Source organism: Pseudomonas sp. TUM25319, assembly GCF_056388475.1.
In genome coordinates this window covers 6,735,608-6,754,113 of sequence record NZ_CM150751.1, presented here as the reverse complement: position 1 = coordinate 6,754,113, position 18,506 = coordinate 6,735,608, and the positions used below count along the sequence as shown (strand labels likewise).

Below are 18,506 nucleotides of genomic sequence, written 5' to 3'. Positions count from 1 at the left end.
TCCATGCCTGAATTACCTGAAGTCGAAACCACCCGCCGCGGCATTGCGCCGTACCTCGAAGGCCAGCGCGTCAGCCGCGTGATCGTGCGCGACCGCCGCCTGCGCTGGCCGATCCCCGAAGACCTCGACGTGCGCCTGTCCGGGCAGCGCTTCGTCTCGGTGGAGCGGCGCGCCAAGTACTTGCTGCTCAACGCCGAGGTGGGGACGCTGATCAGCCACCTGGGCATGTCGGGCAACCTGCGGCTGGTGGAAATCGGCTTGCCGGCGGAAAAGCACGAGCATGTGGATATCGAGCTGGAGTCGGGCCTGGCGCTGCGCTACACCGACCCGCGGCGCTTCGGCGCGATGCTCTGGAGCCTGACGCCGCTGGAGCATGAATTGCTGGTACGCCTGGGGCCTGAGCCCTTGACCGATCTGTTCGATGGCGAGCGGCTGTTCCAGCTTTCCCGTGGCCGGGCGATGGCGGTGAAGCCGTTCATCATGGACAACGCGGTGGTGGTGGGCGTGGGCAATATCTACGCGACCGAAGCGCTGTTCGCGGCCGGCATCGACCCGCGGCGGGCGGCGGGGAGCATTTCCCGGGCCCGTTACCTGCGGCTGGCGATCGAGATCAAGCGCATTTTGGCGGCGGCCATCGAGCGCGGCGGTACCACGCTGCGGGACTTCATCGGTGGTGATGGTCAGCCGGGGTATTTCCAGCAGGAGCTGTTCGTCTACGGGCGGGGCGAGGAGCCTTGCAAGCTGTGTGGCACGATCTTGCGGGAAGTGAAGCTGGGGCAGCGGGCGAGTGTGTTTTGCCCGCGGTGCCAGACATAACGTTTTTGCTGGATTCGAAGGCCTCATCGCTGGCAAGGCCAGCTCCCACAGGGTTTGTGTGCACCGCCACACCTTGTGGGAGCTGGCCTTGCCAGCGATGAGGCCAGTCAATACAGCGACACGCTCAGGGCTTCTCCACCTCTGAGCTACCCACCCCACGCGGATCGCTCTCCGCCTCCAGCCGCCCATCCCGCTTGTCCCAGAACAGCACCTGCTGGTTGCCATAGCTGCGCCCGACATCCTTGAGTTCATACCCGCGAGCCCGCAGCGCCTGCTGCTCGGTGTCACTGAACGCGCCCGGCTCATGTTCCACCACATCCGGCAGGTACTGGTGGTGATAACGCGGCACTGCCGGCCAGGTGTTCACCGGTCGGCCATCCAGGTACTCCAGCATCGACAGTAGCACCATGCTCGGAATCCGGCTGCCGCCCGGCGTGCCGAAGGCGGCGAACGCCGTCGGGCTTTCGATGAAGCTTGGGCTCATGCTCGACAGCGGCCGCTTGCCCGCCGCCACGGCATTGGCCTGGCTGCCGCTGAGGCCATAGCTGTTGCTGCCTTGCGGGTCGGCCGCGAAATCGTCCATTTCGTTGTTCAGTACCACGCCAGTCGTGGGCGCGGTGAAGGCTGCGCCGAACGGCAGGTTGACCGACAGGGTCGCCGCCACGGCGTTGCCGTTGGCGTCGATCACGGCGAAGTGGGTGGTGTGGTCGCCTTCGCGCCAGGGCGGCGAAGGCGGCAACTGGCTGCTGGGGGTGGCGTCGCGCACGTCGATGCTGTCGGCCAGGGCAACCAGGTGCGCGCGCGACAGCAGTTGCGGTACCGGGTTGGTGACATGGTCCGGGTCGCCCAGCAGGCCTCGGTCACGGTAGGCGCGGCGCAGCACTTCCAGCACGTAATGAGCGCGCTGCACGGTGTCGGCGCTCTGCCAGGGCAGGCGCTGCAGCATCGCCAGGCTTTGGGCGATGGCGACGCCGCCGGCGGACGGCGGCGGGGCGCTGATCAGTTCGCGCTGGTCGGCAAGGCGATAACGCAGCGGCTCGCGCTCGGCGACACGATAGTTGGCGAGATCACCGAGGCTCCAGATGCCGCCAGCGGCCTTCACTTCCCGGACCAGCGTGTCGGCCACGGGCCCGCGATAGAAGCCGTCGCGGCCTTTTTCCGCCAGTTGCTGCAAGGTGGCGGCCAGCGCCGGCTGGCGGATCAGTTTGCCAAGGGCCGGGACCTCGTTGCCGTCGAGAAACAGCCGGGCGCTTTCGGCGTCATCGCGCAGGGCGTTCAGGCGCAGGGTGGCGCGGTCGCGGTAGATCCGATCAACGGCAAAGCCCTGGTTGGCCAGACGAATGGCCGGGGCCAGGCTGCTGCGCAGAGGAAGTTTGCCGTAGCGGGCGGCCAGTTCGTCCAGCGCGGCCGGCAGGCCGGGAATGGCGGAGGCCAGTGGGCCGTTGATCGACAGACCGGGCTGGGCCTTGCCGTCCTTGAGGTACATATCGGCCGTGGCCTTGCCGGGGGCCTTTTCGCGGGCATCGACAAAGCGGTAGCGGGCAGGGTCGCCGGGCTGGCGCAGGAGGAAGAAACCGCCGCCGCCAAGCCCTGAACCGTAGGGCTCGACCACGGCCAGTGCGGCGCTCACGGCAATGGCCGCGTCGAAGGCATTACCGCCTTGGCGCAGGACTTCCCGCGCCGCAGCGGTGGCTTCGGGGTGGGGTGTGGCGATGGCCGCGCGCCCCGGTCCTTCGGCCAGGGCGGCCACGCTGAAGAGCGCCAGGCTGGCGCCGAGGAACAGCGATCGGAGCGCGGCGACGCCCGTCATCAGGCCTTGCCGGTGATACGGCGGTACTTGGCCATCAGTTCGTCTTCGGTCTCCGGATGGGCTTCATCCAGCGGGATGCAGTCGACCGGGCAGACCTGCTGGCACTGCGGTTCGTCATAGTGGCCGACACACTGGGTGCACAGGTTCGGGTCGATCACGTAGATCTCTTCGCCCTGGGAGATGGCGGCGTTCGGGCACTCGGGTTCGCAGACGTCGCAGTTGATGCAATCGTCGGTGATGATCAGGGACATGGGGACTCCGGCCAGGCTCTCGCGCACTGGCAATTGAAAACCAATGGGCGCAATTGTGCCGGATTAGCGCCCGCAGTGCACGCGGACGCCGGTTTTCCTGGCCAGATGAGATTACTTCTTGAAACGCTCGGTGAGTGCGTCGGCCACCGCCGGGTGGACGAACTTGGTGATATCGCCGCCCAGGGCCGCGATCTCGCGCACCAATGTGGAGGAGATGAACGAATAACGTTCCGACGGGGTGAGGAACAGGCTTTCGACGTCGGGCGCCAGTTGCCGGTTCATGTTGGCCAGCTGGAATTCGTACTCGAAGTCCGAGACCGCGCGCAGGCCGCGCAGGAAGACATTGGCCTGCTGCTCCTTGGCAAAGTGCGCCAGCAGCGTCGAGAAGCCGAGGACTTCGACGTTGGGCAGGTGCTTGGTCACTTCACGCGCCAGTTCCACCCGTTGTTCCAGCGGGAACAGCGGGTTTTTCTTGGGGCTGGCGGCAACCGCGATGATCACATGATCGAACAGACGCGAGGCGCGTTCGACCAGATCGCCATGGCCCTTGGTAATAGGGTCGAAAGTACCCGGGTACAACACTCGGTTCATCGCGTCGTCCTGGCAGGAGTGCGTTAGGGAGTCGGATGGTAGCGCAGCCGATACGGTCGGGCCAAGTCGCCATCACCGGCCCAACGGACTATAGACAGCGCCGCCCGCTGTTGTCATGGCGCTGTTTTTCAGGCGTTCGGCGAGCTGCTGGCTGAGCCGGGCACTGATGGCGTAGACCGACAATTGCGGGTTGGCGCCGATGCTGGTGGGAAACAGCGAGCCGTCGTGGATCGACAGGTTTTCCAGTTGATGATGCCGGCCAAGGCTGTCGCAGACGCTCTGGCGCGGGTCTTCGCCGAAGGCGCAGCCACCCATGACGTGGGCGCTGCCCAGGCGCGTGAGGAACAGTTCCAGGGGCAGGCCGTCGATCATGGCTTTCGCCTCGGTGAGGGTTTTCGCCGGACGGGCGGCGGCGTGCAGCGGCAGTACATGTTCTGCTCCGGCGGCGAACTGGATTTCGGCCATGCTGTGGAACGCCCGGCGCACGCCGTCCCAGGCGTAGGGCGAAAGCGGGTAATCGAGCACCGGCGAGCCATCGCCACGCAGTTGTACGCTGCCGCCGGAGCTGTCCGGGTGAAAACCGTCCCGTAGGAGGGCCAGCATCACATGAGTGTGGGGCAACTCGGTCATGCGCCCGGCGTTGTCTTCGCCGAAACCGCCCAGCAGGGTAGCGGCCAGTGCCGGGTGCAGCGGCGGCACTTCCAACTTGTAGCCCATGGGCCCGGTGACGCCGCCGCGCCACTGGAAATGGTCGCTGTAGATGGACTGTGGTGCACCGTAGAACGGGTTCACCGCGTCGGCGAAGCGCGCCGCGCTGAAGTTCACCAGGTGCAGGAAGGTGCGTTTGCCCAGCCGCCGGTGCGGGTCCGGGGCGTCCGAGCGCATCAGCAGCGCCGGGCTGTTGATGCCGCCGCCGGCCAGCAGGTAATGCCGCGCACGAACGCGGATGCGCCGACCGGTGGGCGTGACGCAACGCGGGTCCAGGGCCGTGCAGTGCAGTTCGCGGATGCGCTGGCCGTCGTGCTCGAAGCGTTCGGCACGGGCCAGGTAGAGCAGTTCGCCGCCGCGTTCCAGGGTCGCCGGGATACTGGTCACCAGCATCGACTGCTTGGCGTTGAGCGGACAACCCATGCCGCAATAGCCGAGGTTGCCGCAGCCGCGCACGTTGCGCGGGATGACCTTCCAGTCCAGGTCGAGGGCTGTGCAGCCACGGCGCAGCACGTCGTTGTTGGCATTGGGTGGCACCGGCCAGGGCGCGATGTTCAGGCGTTGCTCGATGTGCTCGAACCAGGGCGTCAGGTCGTCGGCGCCCAGGCCGACCACGCCATGCTCGGCGGCCCAGTGACGCAGGGTCGGCTCCGGGGTGCGGAAGCTGGAGGTCCAGTTGATCAGGGTGGTGCCACCCACGGCACGGCCCTGGAGGATGGTGATGGCGCCGTCCTTGCTCATGCGGCCGATGCCTTCCTGATAGAGGCGGGCGTAGGCCTGATGCTCCAGCATCTTGAAGTCGCTGCTGGTCTGCAGCGGGCCTTCTTCGATCAGCAGCACGCGGTAGCCGGCAGCGCTGAGCCGTTCGGCACTGGTGGCGCCGCCGGCGCCGCTGCCGATGATGGCGATATCGGTTTCCAGCGTGAGGTCCTGGCTCAGGACGGAGCCGTCATGGGTTTTCCAGCCGCGGGCGAGGCCGTCGCGGAACAGGTCGGGTACGGGCATGGGCGAGCTCTTGTCGGGTCAGAAGGTCGGCGGGCCGGGGTAACCGCAGGCGCCCCAGGACGCGGGCATGCTGTACCAGGCCATCAGCAACAGTTGCAGCAGCGAGCAGTAGCCCTGGCGCAGCAGGTTCAGCGAGCTGTCCTGCCAGCGCCGCAGAAAGGCGCCGATCTGCTCCGGCCCTGCCTGCTCCCAGGCGCCCCAGATGCCGGTGAGCGGGCCGCGGGTCAGCGGCAAGGTCAGCACGTCGAACAATTGCCGGGTGAGTTTGAGCATTTCGCCGGAAAGGCTGGCGAGCGTGTCGTCGAGGCGCGCCAGCACCGCGTCGGTGGCCGAGGCGGGCGCGGCCCCGGCGAGAATTACCGGGGTGATGGCCCGCAGCAGCGGCAGGTCGTCCTGGCGCAGGATGCGAAAACCGCTGGCCGGGGTTTCGGCGGAGCAGCCGACCAGGCTGGCGCCGCCGAGAAACAGCGTGGCGCCTAGGCTGAACTTGAGCAGGCCGCGCCGGTTCAGCGCGGCGGTGGATACCAGGCGTGTTGTCATTGTTGTGGCCCGTGCAGCGATCAGCGGATGAAGAAGCGGTACACCAGGTGTTGCAGGCGCTTGCCGTAGGGCGGGTAGATCAGCCGCGCCAGGTTCAGACGCTGCTTGGCCAGCACACCCTTGGCCTTGCTAAAGGTCTGGAAGCCCTCGTAGCCGTGGTAATGACCCATGCCGGACGGGCCGACGCCGCCGAACGGCAGGTCGTCCTGGGCCACGTGCAGCAGGGTGTCGTTGAGGCAGGCGCCGCCGGAGTGGGTGGTGTCCAGCACCCGCCGTTGTTCGCCGCGCTCGTAGCCGAAGTAGTAGAGCGCCAGCGGACGCGGGCGCTGGTTGATGTAGGCAATGGCGTCGTCGATCTGGTCGTAGGGCACCACTGGCAGTAGCGGGCCGAAGATCTCGTCCTGCATGACCTGCATGGCGTCGGTCACGTTTTCCAGCACCAGCGGTGGCAGGCGGCGGTCGGGTGGGGTTTCGTCCGGATACAGGCTGGTGACCCGCGCGCCCTGGCGGCGGGCGTCGTCGAGGTAGCCGTTGAGCCTGGCCAGGTGCCGCGGGCTGATGATCGCGGTGTAGTCCGGGTTGCCGGTGATCTGTGGATAAAAGCGCCGCACTGCATCGCGATAGGCGTCGATGAAACCGGAGATACGCGCGCGGGGCACCAGCACGTAGTCCGGGGCGACACAGGTCTGGCCGGCGTTGAGGGTCTTGCCGAAGGCGATGCGCTCGGCGGCGTCGGCCAGGGGCACGCTGGCGGACACGATCGCCGGCGACTTGCCGCCCAGTTCCAGGGTCACCGGGGTCAGGTTGTCGGCGGCGGCGCGCATCACATGACGGCCGATACTGGTGGCGCCGGTGAACAGCAGGTGGTCGAACGGCAGGCGGGAGAAGGCTTCGCCGACATCGGCCTCGCCGAGCACCACGCAGACCATGTCGGTGGGGAACACCGATTCCAGCAGGTCCTTGAGCAACCGGCCGGTGGCCGGGGTGGTCTCGCTGAGCTTGAGCATCACCCGGTTGCCGGCGGCCAGGGCGCCGGTAAGCGGGCCGATGGCGAGGAACAGCGGGTAGTTCCACGGCACGATCACCCCGACCACGCCCAGCGGCTGGTAGTGCACCCGTGCGCTGGCCGGCTGGAACGCGAGGCCGACACTGCGCCGACGCGACTTCATCCACTGGCCCAGGTGTTTTTCCGCGTGGACAAGGCCCTGAACGCTGGGCATCAGTTCGGCGAGGCGGGTTTCGTCGGCGCTGCGGCCGTTGAAGTCCTGGTCGATGGCGGCCACCAGCTCGTCCTGCCGCACCAGCAATGCCTGGCGCAGGGCCTTGAGCCATTGCCGGCGCTGGGCCAAGGGCGGCATGGGCAGGCGGTTGAAGGCCGCACGTTGCTGTTCGAACAGGGTGTCGAGCCAATCCAGTGAAGACATCGGGGCGCTCCATGACCAATTGTTTCGACTAGAGCATATGCTCTAATCCGGTGTGGCCGCTGTAAAGATTTGTAGGTCGGCACAGCGGTATCCATTCAGCGGATGCAACCGGGGAAGTGAGGCCGTAAGATTAACCAAACATTTCAGGCTCACGCATTTGGAGCTGGCGTCATGGCCCCGCGCATCAAGACCCGCGAGCGCATCGTGCAAAACAGCCTGGAGCTGTTCAACCAGCAGGGCGAACGCAGCGTCAGCACCAACCACATCGCCGCGCACATGGAAATCTCGCCCGGCAATCTGTACTACCACTTCGCCAACAAGCAGGAAATCATCGCCGAGCTGTTCAGCCAGTATGAGGAACAGGTCGAGAGCTTCCTGCGCCCGCCCAAGGGCCGGCTGGCTACGGTCGAGGACAAGCGCTTCTACCTGAAGGCGATCCTCGCGGCGATGTGGGATTTTCGTTTCCTGCACCGCGATCTGGAGCACCTGCTCGACAGCGACCGGGAACTGGCCGCCCGTTACCGGCGCTTTTCCCAGCGTTGCCTGCTGCAAGGCCAGGCCATCTACAGCGGTTTCGTCGAGGCCGGCATCCTGGCGATGAGCCCGGTGCAGATCGAATCGCTGACCCTCAATACCTGGATCGTGCTGACCTCCTGGGTGCGCTTCCTGTGCACCACCCGGGAAAACTCCGCGCACCTGAGCGAAGAGGCCATCAAGCGGGGTGTCTATCAGGTGCTGGTGCTGGAACTGGGTTTCGTCACCGCCACGGCCCAGCCGGCGGTGGACGCGCTGTGTGAAGAATTCTATGTACCGCTGCAGCAGGCGCTGGAGCAGTAACGCCCCTTTCAATCGATATGGAGACTGCCATGCCCCTTGCGCAACTGATTGCACCCCAGCAACTGGCGGAACGCCTCGGCGACCCGAAGCTGGTGATTCTCGATTGTCGTTTTGCCCTGGAAGATCCGGATTACGGCCAGCGCAGCTATGCCGAGGGGCATATTGCAGGGGCACATTTCGCCGACCTGGAGCGAGACCTCAGTGGGCCGGTGACCAAGGGCGTGACCGGTCGCCATCCGCTGCCGGATGCCAGCCGGTTGATCGAACGTCTGCAGCAGTGGGGCATCAACAACGACAGCGATATCGTGCTGTACGACGACGGCCCCGGTGCCTTTGCCGCCCGTGCCTGGTGGTTGCTGGCGTGGCTCGGCAAGCGCAGTGGCGTTGCCATTCTCGATGGCGGCCTGAAGGCCTGGCACGCGGCGGGCCTGCCCCTGAGCCTGGACCCGGCGGACAAGCGCGAAGGCCGTTTCAGCGGTGAGCCCGACCCGGCGCTGCTGATCGACGCCGAGCAACTGCGCAAGCGTCTCGGTGATCCGGCCCTGACCCTGCTCGACGCCCGTGCCCAGCCGCGTTTCCGTGGCGAGGTGGAGCCGATCGACCCGGTCGCCGGGCATATCCCCGGTGCGCAGTGCGCGGCCTTCACCGACAACCTCGGGGCGGACGGCCGTTTCCTGCCAGCCGAGCAACTCAAGGCGCGTTTTTCCACGCTGATCGGTACGCGCAAGCCGGAAGCGCTGGTGGCGTATTGCGGTTCTGGCGTCACCGCCTGCCACAACCTGTTTGCCCTGAGCCTGGCCGGTTATCCGCTGGCGCCGCTGTACGCCGGCTCCTGGAGTGAGTGGATCACCGACCCGCAACGCCAGATCGCCACCGGCGACTGAGCCTCAAACCTGCTGCGCCAGCCACTCGGGGATACGCCGCTCCAGGTAATACCCCGGCTGGCGCAGGCTGCCCTCGACGAACCCGACATGACCACCGCGAGCGTGCAACTCGAGGGTGGTACTGCTCGCCAGTTCGCTGGCGTCGGGGAGGCTGTGGCGAAACACGAACGGGTCGTCGCTGGACTGGATGATCAGTGTCGGCGTGCGGTTCTCGCCCAGGTAATAACGGCTGGACGAGCGCTTGTAGTAGTCGTGGGCATCGCTGAAGCCGTTGAGCGGCGCGGTAATGCGGCCGTCGAAGTCCCAGAAGGTGCGCATCCGGGTCAGCGGCCCGAGGCGGGCCAGGGCTTCGAGGCCTTCATGGTGGCCGCGGTACAGGAAGTCGCGCTCCTTGTTCTTCACGTAGCTGATCATCTCGCGGATGAAATGCGCCTGGTAGACTCGCGAAAAGCCCAGGCCAATGCGGTCGGCGCACTGGTCCAGGCGAAACGGCACCGACACCGCCACGGCCGCCTGCAGCTGGCTGGCCGAGCCGGCTTCACCCAGATACTTGAGCAGTACGTTACCGCCCAGTGAATAACCCACCGCATAGAGCGGCGCCAACGGACGTTGGGCGCGCAGGTGGGCGACCACTTCGGCCAGGTCTTCGCTGGCGCCGGAGTGATAGCTGCGTGGCAACAGGTTCGGCTCGCCCGAGCAGCCGCGCCAGTTCACCGCGACGCTGGCCCAGCCGCGAGCCTGCAAGGCGTGTTGCAGGCCGAGCACATAATGGGAGGACGACGAGCCCGTCAGGCCGTGCAGCACCAGCACCAGCGGCGCGTCGCTCTGGTGCGGGCCGCTCCAGTCCAGGTCGAGAAAGTCGCCGTCGGCCAGCCACAGGCGCTCGCGTTGGTGATCCAACGGCGTCGAGGTGCGCCACAGCGGGCCCCAGAGAGTCTGGAGGTGAGGATTGCGAAGTCCTGTCGCGGGCTTGAAGGTTGGGGCGAGGGAGATGGACATCCTGGGTTCACTCGGGAACTGCGCGACGGGCCTGATTACCAGTGTAAGTGCTGGTCACCCTGCCTGCCGCGCCATATGACGTGCAGATGACGATCAGCCGCGTTCCCAGAGGGCGTAGTACACCTGGCCGGCCTTTTTCTCCCGATGCAGGCGCCAGTTGCCTGGCAGGCTCAGGGAGGACGGTGCGGTTTCGCTTTCGGTGTAGATCCAGGCGTGATCGGCCAGCCAGCCGCGCTCTTCGAGCAGGGCGCAGGTGGCGGGCAGCAGGTCCTGGTGGAACGGCGGGTCGAGGAACACCAGGTCGAAGGTCTGCCTGGGCTCACCTTGCAGATAACGCTGGACATCGCTCTGGATGATCTGGCCGCGTGGGCAGCGCAGCAGTTCGAGGTTCTGCCGCAGGCTGGCGATGGCTGCCGGGTTGCTGTCCACGGCCACGGCCTCGGCCGCCCCGCGGGACAGGGCTTCCAGGTACAGGGCGCCGCTGCCGGTGAAGGCATCCAGCACCTTGGCGCCTTCGATGTGGGCGGCGAGCCAGTTGAACAGGGTTTCCCGCACCCGGTCCGGCGTCGGGCGCAGGCCGGGGGCGTCAGGGAAACTCAGGCGGCGGCTGCGCCATTCGCCGGCGATGATGCGCAACTGGCCTTGGCCTGCATGCGGCTTGGATGGACTGGCCATTAATGCTCCGGTACACCGAGCGGCTGCTCGGCGGGTTTGTCGAGGGGCGGTGGCAGCGGCTGCTGCGGCACGTTCGGCCCGGCGGTGACGATCACCAGTTTGTCGGCGGACAGGTGGCGGTTCAGGGCATCACGCACCTGCTCCACGGTCAGCGCCTGGGATTGATGCATGTAGTCTTCGAGGTAGGTCAGCGGCAGGTCGTAGAAGCCGATGGCACCCAACTGGCCGACGATGCTGGCGTTGCTGGCGTTGGACAGCGGGAAGCTGCCGGCCAGTTCGCGCTTGGCGTCGTCCAGTTCCTGCTGGGTCGGGCCGGTTTTCAGGTAGTCGCGCAGGATGTCCTGAACCAGCTTGAGGGTGCCTTCGCTCAGCTCGGCACGGGTCTGCAGGTTGATCATGAACGGCCCTTGCGCCTGCATCGGCACGAAGGTGGAGTAGACGCCGTAGGTCAGGCCGCGTTTTTCCCGGACTTCGCTCATCAGGCGGGTACCGAAGGAGCCACCGCCGAGGATCTGGTTACCCAGCGACAGGGCCGCGTAGTCCGGATCATTACGGTCGATACCCAGCTCGGCCAGCATCAGGTGGGTCTGCTTGGACGGGAAGTCGATATGGGTCGCGCCGGGCTTGGGCTCGGCGGGTGCCGTCACCTTGGCCAGGGCCGGGCCTTTCGGCAGTGCGACGGAGACCTGCGCGGCGATGGCCTCGGCCTCGGCGCGGCTGAGGTCGCCGACCAGGGCGATCACCGTGTTGCTGGCGGTGTAGGCCTTGGCGTGGAAGGCGCGCAGTTGTTCCAGGGTGATGGGGGGAACGGTCTTGGCTGTACCGTCGCTCGGGTGGCCATACGGGTGCTGCCCGTACAGGCGCTCGAACAGCTCGAGGCTGGCGAGCTTGCCGGGGTTCTGCTTCTGGTATTCGAAGCCGGCGAGGATCTGGTTCTTGATCCGTACCAGCGCGTCTTTCGGGAAGGTCGGCTTGCCCACCACGTCGGCGAACAGCTTCAGGGCCGGCTCGCGTTTGTCGGTGGCGCTCAGGCTGCGCAGCGAGGCGACGGCCATGTCGCGGTAGGCGCCGTTGCCGAAGTCGGCACCCAGGCCCTCGAAGCCCTGGGCGATGGCGTTGACGTCCTTGCCGGCCACGCCTTCGTTGAGCATGGCGTTGGTCAGCGAAGCGATGCCCGGGACGGTGTCATGGCTGCTGCCGGCGGCGAAGGTCAGGCGCAGGTCGAACATCGGCAGCTCGTGGGCTTCGACGAACAGTACCCGCGCGCCTTCGGCGGTGTTCCAGCTCTGGATGTTCAGGGTGCGATGGCTCGGCGCCTTGCCGTCCAGTTCGGCCAGCGATTGCAGGGTGTTGGTCGGCTTGGCTGCCGGCGATGCGGTGCCTTCGGCGAACGCCGGGCTGGCCAGGGTCACCGCCAGGGCGAGGACGCCGAGCCCCTTGAGAATGAAGCGGGGAGTGGTCTGGCTCATTGGGCGCGCTCCTCGGGCAGTACATGGGCGATGCTCAGGCGCTCGCGGGTGAAATAGGTGCGCGCGGCGTTCTGGATGTCGGCCGGGGTCACGTTCTTCAGCTCGTCCAGTTCGTTGTCGATCAGTTTCCACGACAGCCCGACGGTCTCCAGCTGGCCGATGGTGGTGGCCTGGCTGCTGATGGAGTCGCGGTCGTAGACCAGGCCGGCGATGACCTGGGCGCGCACGCGCTCCAGTTCCTCGGCGCTGGGCGGCGTGGTCTTGAGTTCGTCGAGCAGTTTCCAGATGCCGGTCTCGACCTGGGCGAGGGTCTTTTTCTTCTGCACGTTGGGTGTTGCCGAGAGCACGAACAGGCTGTCGCCGCGGGTGAACGGGTCGTAGCGGGTCGAGGCGCCGGCCACCAGTTCTTCGCCGCGCTCAAGGCGGGCGGCCATGCGGGCGCTGTAGCCACCGTCGAGCAGGGCCGAAATCAGGCGCAGGGCGTGGACTTCACGGGGGTTCGTGGCGGTTGCCAGGCCCGGCACGTTGAAGCCATAGATCAGGCTTGGCAGTTGCGTGCGCACATGCACGGTCAACTGGCGCTGGCCCGGTTCGGCCAGTTCCAGCGGCAGCTTGGTCGGCGGCAGGGTGCGTTTCGGGATGCCGGCGAACCAGCGCTCGGCCAGCTTGCGCACCTCGTCGACGGTCACGTCACCGACCACCACCAGGGTGGCGTTGTTTGGCGCGTACCAGGACTCGTACCAGTGGCGCAGTTCCTCGACCTTCATGCGCTGCAGGTCGGCCATCCAGCCGATGGTCGGGGTGTGGTAGCCGCTGGCCGGATAGGCCATGGCCTTGAACAGTTCGAAGGCTTTGGAACCGGGGTTGTCGTCGGTGCGCAGGCGACGTTCTTCCTTGATGACCTCGATTTCGCGGCTGAACTCGTCGGCCGGCAGGCGCAGGCTGGCCATGCGGTCGGCTTCCAGCTCCAGGGCGACGTTCAGGCGGTCGCGGGCCAGCACCTGGTAATAGGCGGTGTAGTCGTCGCTGGTGAAGGCGTTCTCTTCGGCACCGATGTCCCGCAGGATGCGCGAGGCTTCGCCGGGGCCGACCTTCTCGCTGCCCTTGAACATCATGTGCTCCAGCGCATGGGACAACCCGGTCTGGCCCGGTGTCTCGTAGCTGGAACCGACCTTGTACCAGACCTGCGACACCACCACGGGCGCGCGGTGATCTTCGCGCACGACCACTTTCAGGCCGTTGTCGAGGATGAATTCGTGGGTGGGTTGCGGGGCGGCGGCGAAGGCCGCGAGGGGCAGACAAATCGTGCCGAGCAGCAGGCCGGCGGCGCGGCGGGCTAGAGCATTCATTCTTGATTCAACCTGTTGGGCTGCCCGCTTGGCCTTAGCGTCGGCGGGCTAGGAGGTGCTAGGATACTGATCCGGTTGCCTGGCGACCATGCCTGTCGAGGATGTCGCCGCAAAGGCCCCCCGACAAAATAGACGATGCGCAAGAACGAGCCGGATTAAAAAGAGTCTGTTCTGCGTGAAAAGAATTCTGAAGCGCCAAGCTGGCGCATCGCCACCCTGAGATAGCCGTCTTCCATGTTTGGTTCCAACGACGACAAAAAAACGCCGGCCGCGCCCGGTGAAAAGAAAGGCCTGTTCGGCTGGCTGCGCAAGAAGCCCCAGCAACCTGTTGTCGAACAGCCCGAAACGCTTGCTCCAGAGGCGCCGCAAGCTGCTCCGGCGATCGCGCCCGAGCCGCCCGTCAGCACGCCTGAGCCGGTTGCCCCTGCGGCTGCCGAAGCGCCTGTGCATGCGCCATCCAGCAACCTGGTGCTGCCGGTGCCGGAAGAGCCCGTTGCATTGGTGCCCGACCTCGAGCCACAGCAGCCGCCGGTGATTCCCGAGCAGCCTGCTGCGCAGGCCCAGCCCGAACCCGAGCCGCAACCTGCGGCGGTGTCGCAGCCAGCGCCGGTTCAGGTCGCGCCGGTGGTGCAGCCGCCGGTCGTCGTACCGCCGCCTGCGGTGGTCGCTCCGGCGCCAGTGGTCCAGGTGCCTGTCGAGCCGGCGCCTGCTCCTGCTCCGGTCGAGGAAAACAAGGTTGGTTTCTTCGCTCGCCTGAAACAGGGCCTGTCAAAGACCAGTGCCAGCATCGGCGAAGGCATGGCCAGCCTGTTCCTCGGCAAGAAAGCCATTGACGATGACCTGCTCGACGAAATCGAGACCCGCCTGCTGACTGCCGACGTGGGTGTCGAGGCCACTTCGCTGATCGTGCAGAACCTCACCCAGAAAGTCGCCCGCAAGCAATTGGCCGACGCCGACGCGCTGTACAAGTCGCTGCAGGACGAGCTGGCCGGGTTGCTCAAGCCGGTGGAACAGCCGCTGCGCGTGCAGTCGCAGAACAAGCCCTTCGTGATCCTGGTGGTTGGCGTCAACGGCGCCGGCAAGACCACCACCATCGGCAAGCTGGCCAAGAAGCTGCAGCTCGAAGGCAAGAAAGTCATGCTGGCGGCCGGCGACACCTTCCGCGCCGCGGCGGTGGAGCAGTTGCAGGTCTGGGGTGAGCGCAACCACATCCCGGTCATCGCCCAGCACACCGGCGCCGACTCGGCGTCGGTGATCTTCGACGCCGTGCAGGCCGCCAAGGCCCGCGGCATCGATGTGCTGATCGCCGACACCGCCGGCCGGCTGCACACCAAAGACAACCTGATGGAAGAGCTGAAGAAGGTTCGCCGGGTGATCGGCAAGCTCGACGCCGATGCGCCGCACGAAGTGCTGCTGGTGCTCGATGCCGGCACTGGCCAGAACGCCATCAACCAGGCCAAGCACTTCAACCAGAGCGTCGAACTGACCGGTCTGGCCCTGACCAAGCTGGACGGCACTGCCAAGGGCGGGGTGATCTTCGCCCTGGCCAAGCAGTTCGGCCTGCCCATTCGCTATATTGGGGTGGGAGAGGGGATCGACGACCTGCGCACCTTCGAGGCAGAACCCTTCGTTAAAGCACTGTTTGCCGAGCGGGAGCATCCATGATCCGATTCGAACAGGTCGCCAAGCGCTATCCGAATGGTCACGTTGGCCTGCATGAGTTGAGTTTTCGGGTACGGCGGGGCGAGTTTCTGTTCGTGACCGGTCACTCCGGCGCAGGCAAGAGCACGCTGCTGCGCCTGTTGCTGGCGATGGAGCGCCCGACCAGTGGCAAGCTGCTGCTGGCCGGCCAGGACCTGGGCCAGATCAGCAACGCGCAGATTCCGTTCCTGCGCCGGCAGATCGGTGTGGTGTTCCAGAATCACCAGTTGCTGTTTGATCGTACCGTGTTCAATAACGTCGCCCTGCCGCTGCAGATCCTCGGCCTGTCCAAGGCCGAGATCGCCAAGAAGGTCGACTCGGCGCTGGAGCGCGTGGCCCTGTCGGACAAGGCCGAGCTGTTTCCCGGCGACCTGTCCACCGGGCAGCAGCAGCGCGTCGGTATTGCCCGCGCCATCGTGCACCGTCCGGCCCTGTTGCTGGCGGACGAGCCTACCGGCAACCTCGACCCGCGCCTGGCTGCGGAGATCATGGGTGTTTTCGAAGATATCAACCGCCTGGGCACCAGCGTGCTGATCGCCAGTCACGACCTGGCCCTGATCGCGCGCATGCGCCATCGCATGCTGACGCTGCAGCGCGGACGCCTGATCGGCGATGGGGAGGCCGGGCAATGAGTGCCACGCGCAAAGTATCCGAACGGGTGGCGCCGAAGCCGGCGGACCCGCAACCGCAAAAGAAGAAGGGCCACGACGAAGACGATGGCCCGGATTTCAGCACCCTGTTCCACGCCTGGCTGGAAAGCCATCGCGCCAGCCTGCTGGACAGCCTGCGCCGCCTGGGCAAACAGCCGATCGGCAGTTTTTTCACCTGCCTGGTGATGGCCGTGGCGCTGAGCCTGCCCATGGGGTTGTCGCTGATCCTCAGCAATATCGAGCGCCTGGGCGGCTCCTGGCAGCGTGCGGCGCAGATTTCCCTGTACCTCAAGCTGGACGCCAGTGCACGTGACGGCGAGGCGCTGCGCGACCAGATCAAGGCCCTGCCCGGTGTGGCCGAGGCCGAATATGTCAGCCGCGAGCAGGCGCTCAACGAGTTCCAGCAACAGTCCGGGCTCGGCGAGGCCTTGCGCGAACTGCCGGAAAACCCGCTGCCTGGCGTGGTGGTTGTGACCCCGACCGAGGTCGACAAGCCGGCACTCGAGGCGTTGCGCCAGCGTCTGGCGGAGCTGCCGCGGGTCGAACTGGCCCAGCTGGACCTGGTATGGGTGGAGCGTCTGGCGGCGATCCTCAAGCTGGGCGACCGCTTCGTCTTTGGTCTGACGGTGTTGTTGGTGTCGGCGCTGCTGCTGGTAATTGGTAACACCATACGACTGCACATCGAAAACCGCCGCACCGAAATCGAAGTCATCAAGCTGGTGGGCGGAACCGACAGCTATGTGCGCCGCCCCTTCCTTTATATGGGCGCGCTGTATGGCCTGGGGGCGGGGATCCTGTCCTGGGGCGTGCTGGCGTTCGGCCTGAACTGGCTGAACGACGCCGTGGTCGACCTGTCGGGACTGTATGGCAGTGACTTTGCCCTGGCCGGGGTGCCATCAGCCGATGGTCTATCGCTCTTGCTTGGGGCGGTGCTGTTAGGGTATATCGGTGCATGGATCGCAGTGGCCCGCCACCTGAGTGAGCTGGCGCCGCGATAGTGTCTTTTTGCTGGTATTGACGTTTTGAGTTCAAAGGGAACTTGTTTCGCGGTTCCCGGTCAATGTTGGCAGTGCCTACGGGCACGAGTTCAGTGAGTCGGAGGTTTTTTCGTATGACCACTTCGTTGCAGCCTGCTTATGCGTTGGTCCCGGGTGCGAACCTGGAGGCTTACGTACACACGGTGAACAGCATTCCCCTGCTGACCGCCGAGCAGGAGCGTGAACTGGCCGAGAGTCTCTACTATGAGCAGAACCTTGAGTCCGCTCGGCAAATGGTGCTCGCGCACCTGCGCTTCGTCGTACATATCGCCCGCAGCTACTCCGGCTACGGGCTGGCCCAGGCCGACCTGATCCAGGAAGGCAACGTTGGCCTGATGAAAGCGGTAAAACGCTTCAACCCGGAAATGGGCGTGCGTCTGGTGTCCTTCGCGGTGCACTGGATCAAGGCCGAGATCCACGAATTCATCCTGCGCAACTGGCGCATCGTCAAGGTGGCGACCACCAAGGCCCAGCGCAAGCTGTTCTTCAACCTGCGCAGCCAGAAGAAACGCCTGGCCTGGCTGAACAACGACGAAGTGCATCGCGTCGCCGAAAGCCTGGGTGTGGAACCGCGGGAAGTCCGCGAGATGGAAAGTCGCCTGACTGGCCAGGACATGGCCTTCGACCCGGCCGCCGAGGCCGATGACGACAGCGCCTTCCAGTCGCCGGCCAACTATCTGGAAGACCACCGCTACGACCCGGCGCGCCAACTGGAGGATGCCGACTGGAACGACAGTTCCTCGAGCAACCTGCACGAGGCGCTGCAAGGCCTGGACGAGCGTAGTCGTGACATCCTCTACCAGCGCTGGCTGGCGGAAGAAAAGGCCACCCTGCATGACCTGGCGGCCAAGTACAGCGTTTCGGCGGAGCGTATTCGCCAGTTGGAAAAGAATGCGATGAACAAGGTGAAAGCCCTGATCGCCGCCTGATCTTCCAGCAGCCAGAAACAGGAAACCCGACTCGAAAGGTCGGGTTTTTTATTGGCTGTCAGGCGCTCTCACCGGCCCTGCAATTGCTCCAGATAGCTGTCCCCACCCAACTGGCTCATCTGCTGCCGAATCCACCCGGCCCGTCGCGCCACATAGCTGCTTGGCCGGCTGGCGCTCCAGTTGCGCGGGTTGGGCAGTACGGCGGCCAGCAGGCTGGCCTGCTGGCGCGACAGGCGGCTGGCATCCACGCCGAAGTGATGACGGGCCGCCGCCTGGGCGCCAAAGACCCCTTCGTCCCACTCCGCACTGTTGAGATAGACCTCAAGGATCCGCTCCTTCGACCAGAGCAGCTCGATCAGCGCGGTAAACCAGGCTTCCAGGCCCTTGCGCAGCCAACTGCGACCCGACCACAGGAACTGGTTCTTCGCGACCTGCTGGCTGAGGGTGCTGGCGCCGCGAATCGTGCCGCCGCGTTCGTTATGGGCCAGGGCGGCCTGGATGGCCGTGAAGTCGAAGCCCCAGTGACTGGCGAACTTCTGGTCTTCGCCGGCGATCACTGCGACTTTCAGGTCGTCGGAGATCCGTTCCCACGGCTCCCAGTCCCGCTGCAGGTCGATGGGCTGGCCGTCGAACCAGGATTCGACCTTGCGCTCGACCATCAGCGCCGTGCCCGGCGGCGGGACCCAGCGGAAGATCAGCACCAGCAGCACGCTGCCGCCGGCAAACCAGAGCAGGGCGCGAGCAAGGCGTCGAAGAACGAGTGACAGCATGATGATGGCTTGGCCGCGACGGATGAGCGGGCCATTATACAGGCCCTGTGCCCCAGGATGC

Annotated in this window: 18 protein-coding genes; 7 read left to right on the top strand and 11 right to left on the bottom strand. The window is 65.8% G+C overall.

All coding sequences use genetic code 11. From position 1 onward, the window contains the following. Positions 1-3: 3 nt before the first annotated feature. Positions 4-816 (top strand): bifunctional DNA-formamidopyrimidine glycosylase/DNA-(apurinic or apyrimidinic site) lyase, encoded by an 813-nt coding sequence (mutM, locus tag AC05QJ_RS30625; protein ID WP_476744893.1) that lies wholly within the window; start codon positions 4-6, stop codon positions 814-816. Between the two features lie 124 nt (positions 817-940). On the opposite strand, the gene ggt is transcribed toward mutM, so the two are convergent. The 6 genes from ggt to AC05QJ_RS30595 all read right to left on the bottom strand — a co-directional run bounded on the left by ggt (position 941) and on the right by AC05QJ_RS30595 (position 7,145). Further along, entirely contained in the window at positions 941-2,626 is a 1,686-nt protein-coding gene (ggt, locus tag AC05QJ_RS30620) for a gamma-glutamyltransferase (RefSeq protein ID WP_476744892.1), read from the bottom strand. Then, the gene (locus AC05QJ_RS30615; RefSeq protein WP_011531711.1) at positions 2,626-2,877 is read right to left on the bottom strand and encodes a YfhL family 4Fe-4S dicluster ferredoxin; all 252 of its coding nucleotides are present in this window, start codon (positions 2,875-2,877) and stop codon (positions 2,626-2,628) included. The genes ggt and AC05QJ_RS30615 overlap by 1 nt, the downstream gene beginning before the upstream one ends. 111 nt (positions 2,878-2,988) lie before the next feature. Further along, a complete protein-coding gene (gene coaD / locus AC05QJ_RS30610; protein WP_476744891.1) occupies positions 2,989-3,468 on the bottom strand; it encodes a pantetheine-phosphate adenylyltransferase in 480 nt (159 codons plus the stop codon). Positions 3,469-3,540: 72 nt separating this feature from the next. Further along, positions 3,541-5,181 (bottom strand): GMC family oxidoreductase, encoded by a 1,641-nt coding sequence (locus AC05QJ_RS30605; RefSeq protein WP_476744890.1) that lies wholly within the window; start codon positions 5,179-5,181, stop codon positions 3,541-3,543. Between the two features lie 18 nt (positions 5,182-5,199). Further along, positions 5,200-5,691: a twin-arginine translocation pathway signal protein gene (locus AC05QJ_RS30600; protein WP_476748042.1), complete on the bottom strand. Its 492-nt coding sequence runs from the start codon at positions 5,689-5,691 to the stop codon at positions 5,200-5,202. A gap of 50 nt (positions 5,692-5,741) precedes the next feature. Then, the gene (locus AC05QJ_RS30595) at positions 5,742-7,145 is read right to left on the bottom strand and encodes a coniferyl aldehyde dehydrogenase (protein WP_476744889.1); all 1,404 of its coding nucleotides are present in this window, start codon (positions 7,143-7,145) and stop codon (positions 5,742-5,744) included. Positions 7,146-7,316: 171 nt separating this feature from the next. Between AC05QJ_RS30595 and AC05QJ_RS30590 the strand changes: the two genes are divergently transcribed. Beyond that, positions 7,317-7,982 carry a TetR/AcrR family transcriptional regulator gene (locus AC05QJ_RS30590; protein ID WP_476744888.1) on the top strand — a complete coding sequence of 222 codons (666 nt, stop codon included), beginning with the start codon at positions 7,317-7,319 and terminating at the stop codon, positions 7,980-7,982. Between the two features lie 29 nt (positions 7,983-8,011). Beyond that, positions 8,012-8,866: a sulfurtransferase gene (locus AC05QJ_RS30585; protein WP_476744887.1), complete on the top strand. Its 855-nt coding sequence runs from the start codon at positions 8,012-8,014 to the stop codon at positions 8,864-8,866. A gap of 3 nt (positions 8,867-8,869) precedes the next feature. Here the strand turns inward: AC05QJ_RS30585 and AC05QJ_RS30580 are convergent, their stop codons facing one another. The 4 genes from AC05QJ_RS30580 to AC05QJ_RS30565 all read right to left on the bottom strand — a co-directional run bounded on the left by AC05QJ_RS30580 (position 8,870) and on the right by AC05QJ_RS30565 (position 13,358). Continuing rightward, entirely contained in the window at positions 8,870-9,865 is a 996-nt protein-coding gene (locus tag AC05QJ_RS30580; protein WP_476744886.1) for a hydrolase, read from the bottom strand. 93 nt (positions 9,866-9,958) lie between these two features. Continuing rightward, positions 9,959-10,540 (bottom strand): 16S rRNA (guanine(966)-N(2))-methyltransferase RsmD, encoded by a 582-nt coding sequence (gene rsmD, locus AC05QJ_RS30575; RefSeq protein ID WP_476744885.1) that lies wholly within the window; start codon positions 10,538-10,540, stop codon positions 9,959-9,961. Further along, positions 10,540-12,009: a M16 family metallopeptidase gene (locus AC05QJ_RS30570; protein ID WP_476744884.1), complete on the bottom strand. Its 1,470-nt coding sequence runs from the start codon at positions 12,007-12,009 to the stop codon at positions 10,540-10,542. The genes rsmD and AC05QJ_RS30570 overlap by 1 nt, the downstream gene beginning before the upstream one ends. Beyond that, the gene (locus AC05QJ_RS30565; protein WP_476744883.1) at positions 12,006-13,358 is read right to left on the bottom strand and encodes a M16 family metallopeptidase; all 1,353 of its coding nucleotides are present in this window, start codon (positions 13,356-13,358) and stop codon (positions 12,006-12,008) included. Before AC05QJ_RS30565 ends, AC05QJ_RS30570 begins: the two co-directional genes overlap by 4 nt. A gap of 234 nt (positions 13,359-13,592) precedes the next feature. Here AC05QJ_RS30565 and ftsY point away from each other — a divergent pair, with 234 nt between their 5' ends. The 4 genes from ftsY (at position 13,593) to rpoH (ending at position 17,675) form a co-directional block, all read left to right on the top strand. Further along, complete coding sequence (gene ftsY, locus AC05QJ_RS30560) at positions 13,593-15,023, top strand: signal recognition particle-docking protein FtsY (RefSeq protein ID WP_476744882.1); 1,431 nt, start codon at positions 13,593-13,595, stop codon at positions 15,021-15,023. Continuing rightward, positions 15,020-15,691 (top strand): cell division ATP-binding protein FtsE, encoded by a 672-nt coding sequence (gene ftsE / locus AC05QJ_RS30555; RefSeq protein WP_476744881.1) that lies wholly within the window; start codon positions 15,020-15,022, stop codon positions 15,689-15,691. Before ftsY ends, ftsE begins: the two co-directional genes overlap by 4 nt. Beyond that, on the top strand, positions 15,688-16,707 hold the full coding sequence (gene ftsX / locus AC05QJ_RS30550; RefSeq protein ID WP_476744880.1) for a permease-like cell division protein FtsX: 1,020 nt from the start codon (positions 15,688-15,690) through the stop codon (positions 16,705-16,707). The genes ftsE and ftsX overlap by 4 nt, the downstream gene beginning before the upstream one ends. A 113-nt stretch (positions 16,708-16,820) precedes the next feature. Continuing rightward, complete coding sequence (rpoH, locus tag AC05QJ_RS30545) at positions 16,821-17,675, top strand: RNA polymerase sigma factor RpoH (protein WP_476744879.1); 855 nt, start codon at positions 16,821-16,823, stop codon at positions 17,673-17,675. Between the two features lie 68 nt (positions 17,676-17,743). On the opposite strand, the gene mtgA is transcribed toward rpoH, so the two are convergent. Then, a complete protein-coding gene (gene mtgA, locus AC05QJ_RS30540; RefSeq protein WP_476744878.1) occupies positions 17,744-18,445 on the bottom strand; it encodes a monofunctional biosynthetic peptidoglycan transglycosylase in 702 nt (233 codons plus the stop codon). Positions 18,446-18,506: the final 61 nt, after the last annotated feature.

Excerpts from the sequence above, each read along its gene's own strand:
- mutM (WP_476744893.1), top strand. The coding sequence starts at position 4 with ATGCCTGAATTACCTGAAGTCGAAACCACCCGCCGCGGCATTGCGCCG.
- ggt (WP_476744892.1), bottom strand. The coding sequence starts at position 2,626 with ATGACGGGCGTCGCCGCGCTCCGATCGCTGTTCCTCGGCGCCAGCCTG.
- AC05QJ_RS30615 (WP_011531711.1), bottom strand. The coding sequence starts at position 2,877 with ATGTCCCTGATCATCACCGACGATTGCATCAACTGCGACGTCTGCGAA.
- coaD (WP_476744891.1), bottom strand. The coding sequence starts at position 3,468 with ATGAACCGAGTGTTGTACCCGGGTACTTTCGACCCTATTACCAAGGGC.
- AC05QJ_RS30605 (WP_476744890.1), bottom strand. The coding sequence starts at position 5,181 with ATGCCCGTACCCGACCTGTTCCGCGACGGCCTCGCCCGCGGCTGGAAA.
- AC05QJ_RS30595 (WP_476744889.1), bottom strand. The coding sequence starts at position 7,145 with ATGTCTTCACTGGATTGGCTCGACACCCTGTTCGAACAGCAACGTGCG.
- AC05QJ_RS30590 (WP_476744888.1), top strand. The coding sequence starts at position 7,317 with ATGGCCCCGCGCATCAAGACCCGCGAGCGCATCGTGCAAAACAGCCTG.
- AC05QJ_RS30585 (WP_476744887.1), top strand. The coding sequence starts at position 8,012 with ATGCCCCTTGCGCAACTGATTGCACCCCAGCAACTGGCGGAACGCCTC.
- AC05QJ_RS30580 (WP_476744886.1), bottom strand. The coding sequence starts at position 9,865 with ATGTCCATCTCCCTCGCCCCAACCTTCAAGCCCGCGACAGGACTTCGC.
- rsmD (WP_476744885.1), bottom strand. The coding sequence starts at position 10,540 with ATGGCCAGTCCATCCAAGCCGCATGCAGGCCAAGGCCAGTTGCGCATC.
- AC05QJ_RS30570 (WP_476744884.1), bottom strand. The coding sequence starts at position 12,009 with ATGAGCCAGACCACTCCCCGCTTCATTCTCAAGGGGCTCGGCGTCCTC.
- AC05QJ_RS30565 (WP_476744883.1), bottom strand. The coding sequence starts at position 13,358 with ATGAATGCTCTAGCCCGCCGCGCCGCCGGCCTGCTGCTCGGCACGATT.
- ftsY (WP_476744882.1), top strand. The coding sequence starts at position 13,593 with ATGTTTGGTTCCAACGACGACAAAAAAACGCCGGCCGCGCCCGGTGAA.
- ftsE (WP_476744881.1), top strand. The coding sequence starts at position 15,020 with ATGATCCGATTCGAACAGGTCGCCAAGCGCTATCCGAATGGTCACGTT.
- ftsX (WP_476744880.1), top strand. The coding sequence starts at position 15,688 with ATGAGTGCCACGCGCAAAGTATCCGAACGGGTGGCGCCGAAGCCGGCG.
- rpoH (WP_476744879.1), top strand. The coding sequence starts at position 16,821 with ATGACCACTTCGTTGCAGCCTGCTTATGCGTTGGTCCCGGGTGCGAAC.
- mtgA (WP_476744878.1), bottom strand. The coding sequence starts at position 18,445 with ATGCTGTCACTCGTTCTTCGACGCCTTGCTCGCGCCCTGCTCTGGTTT.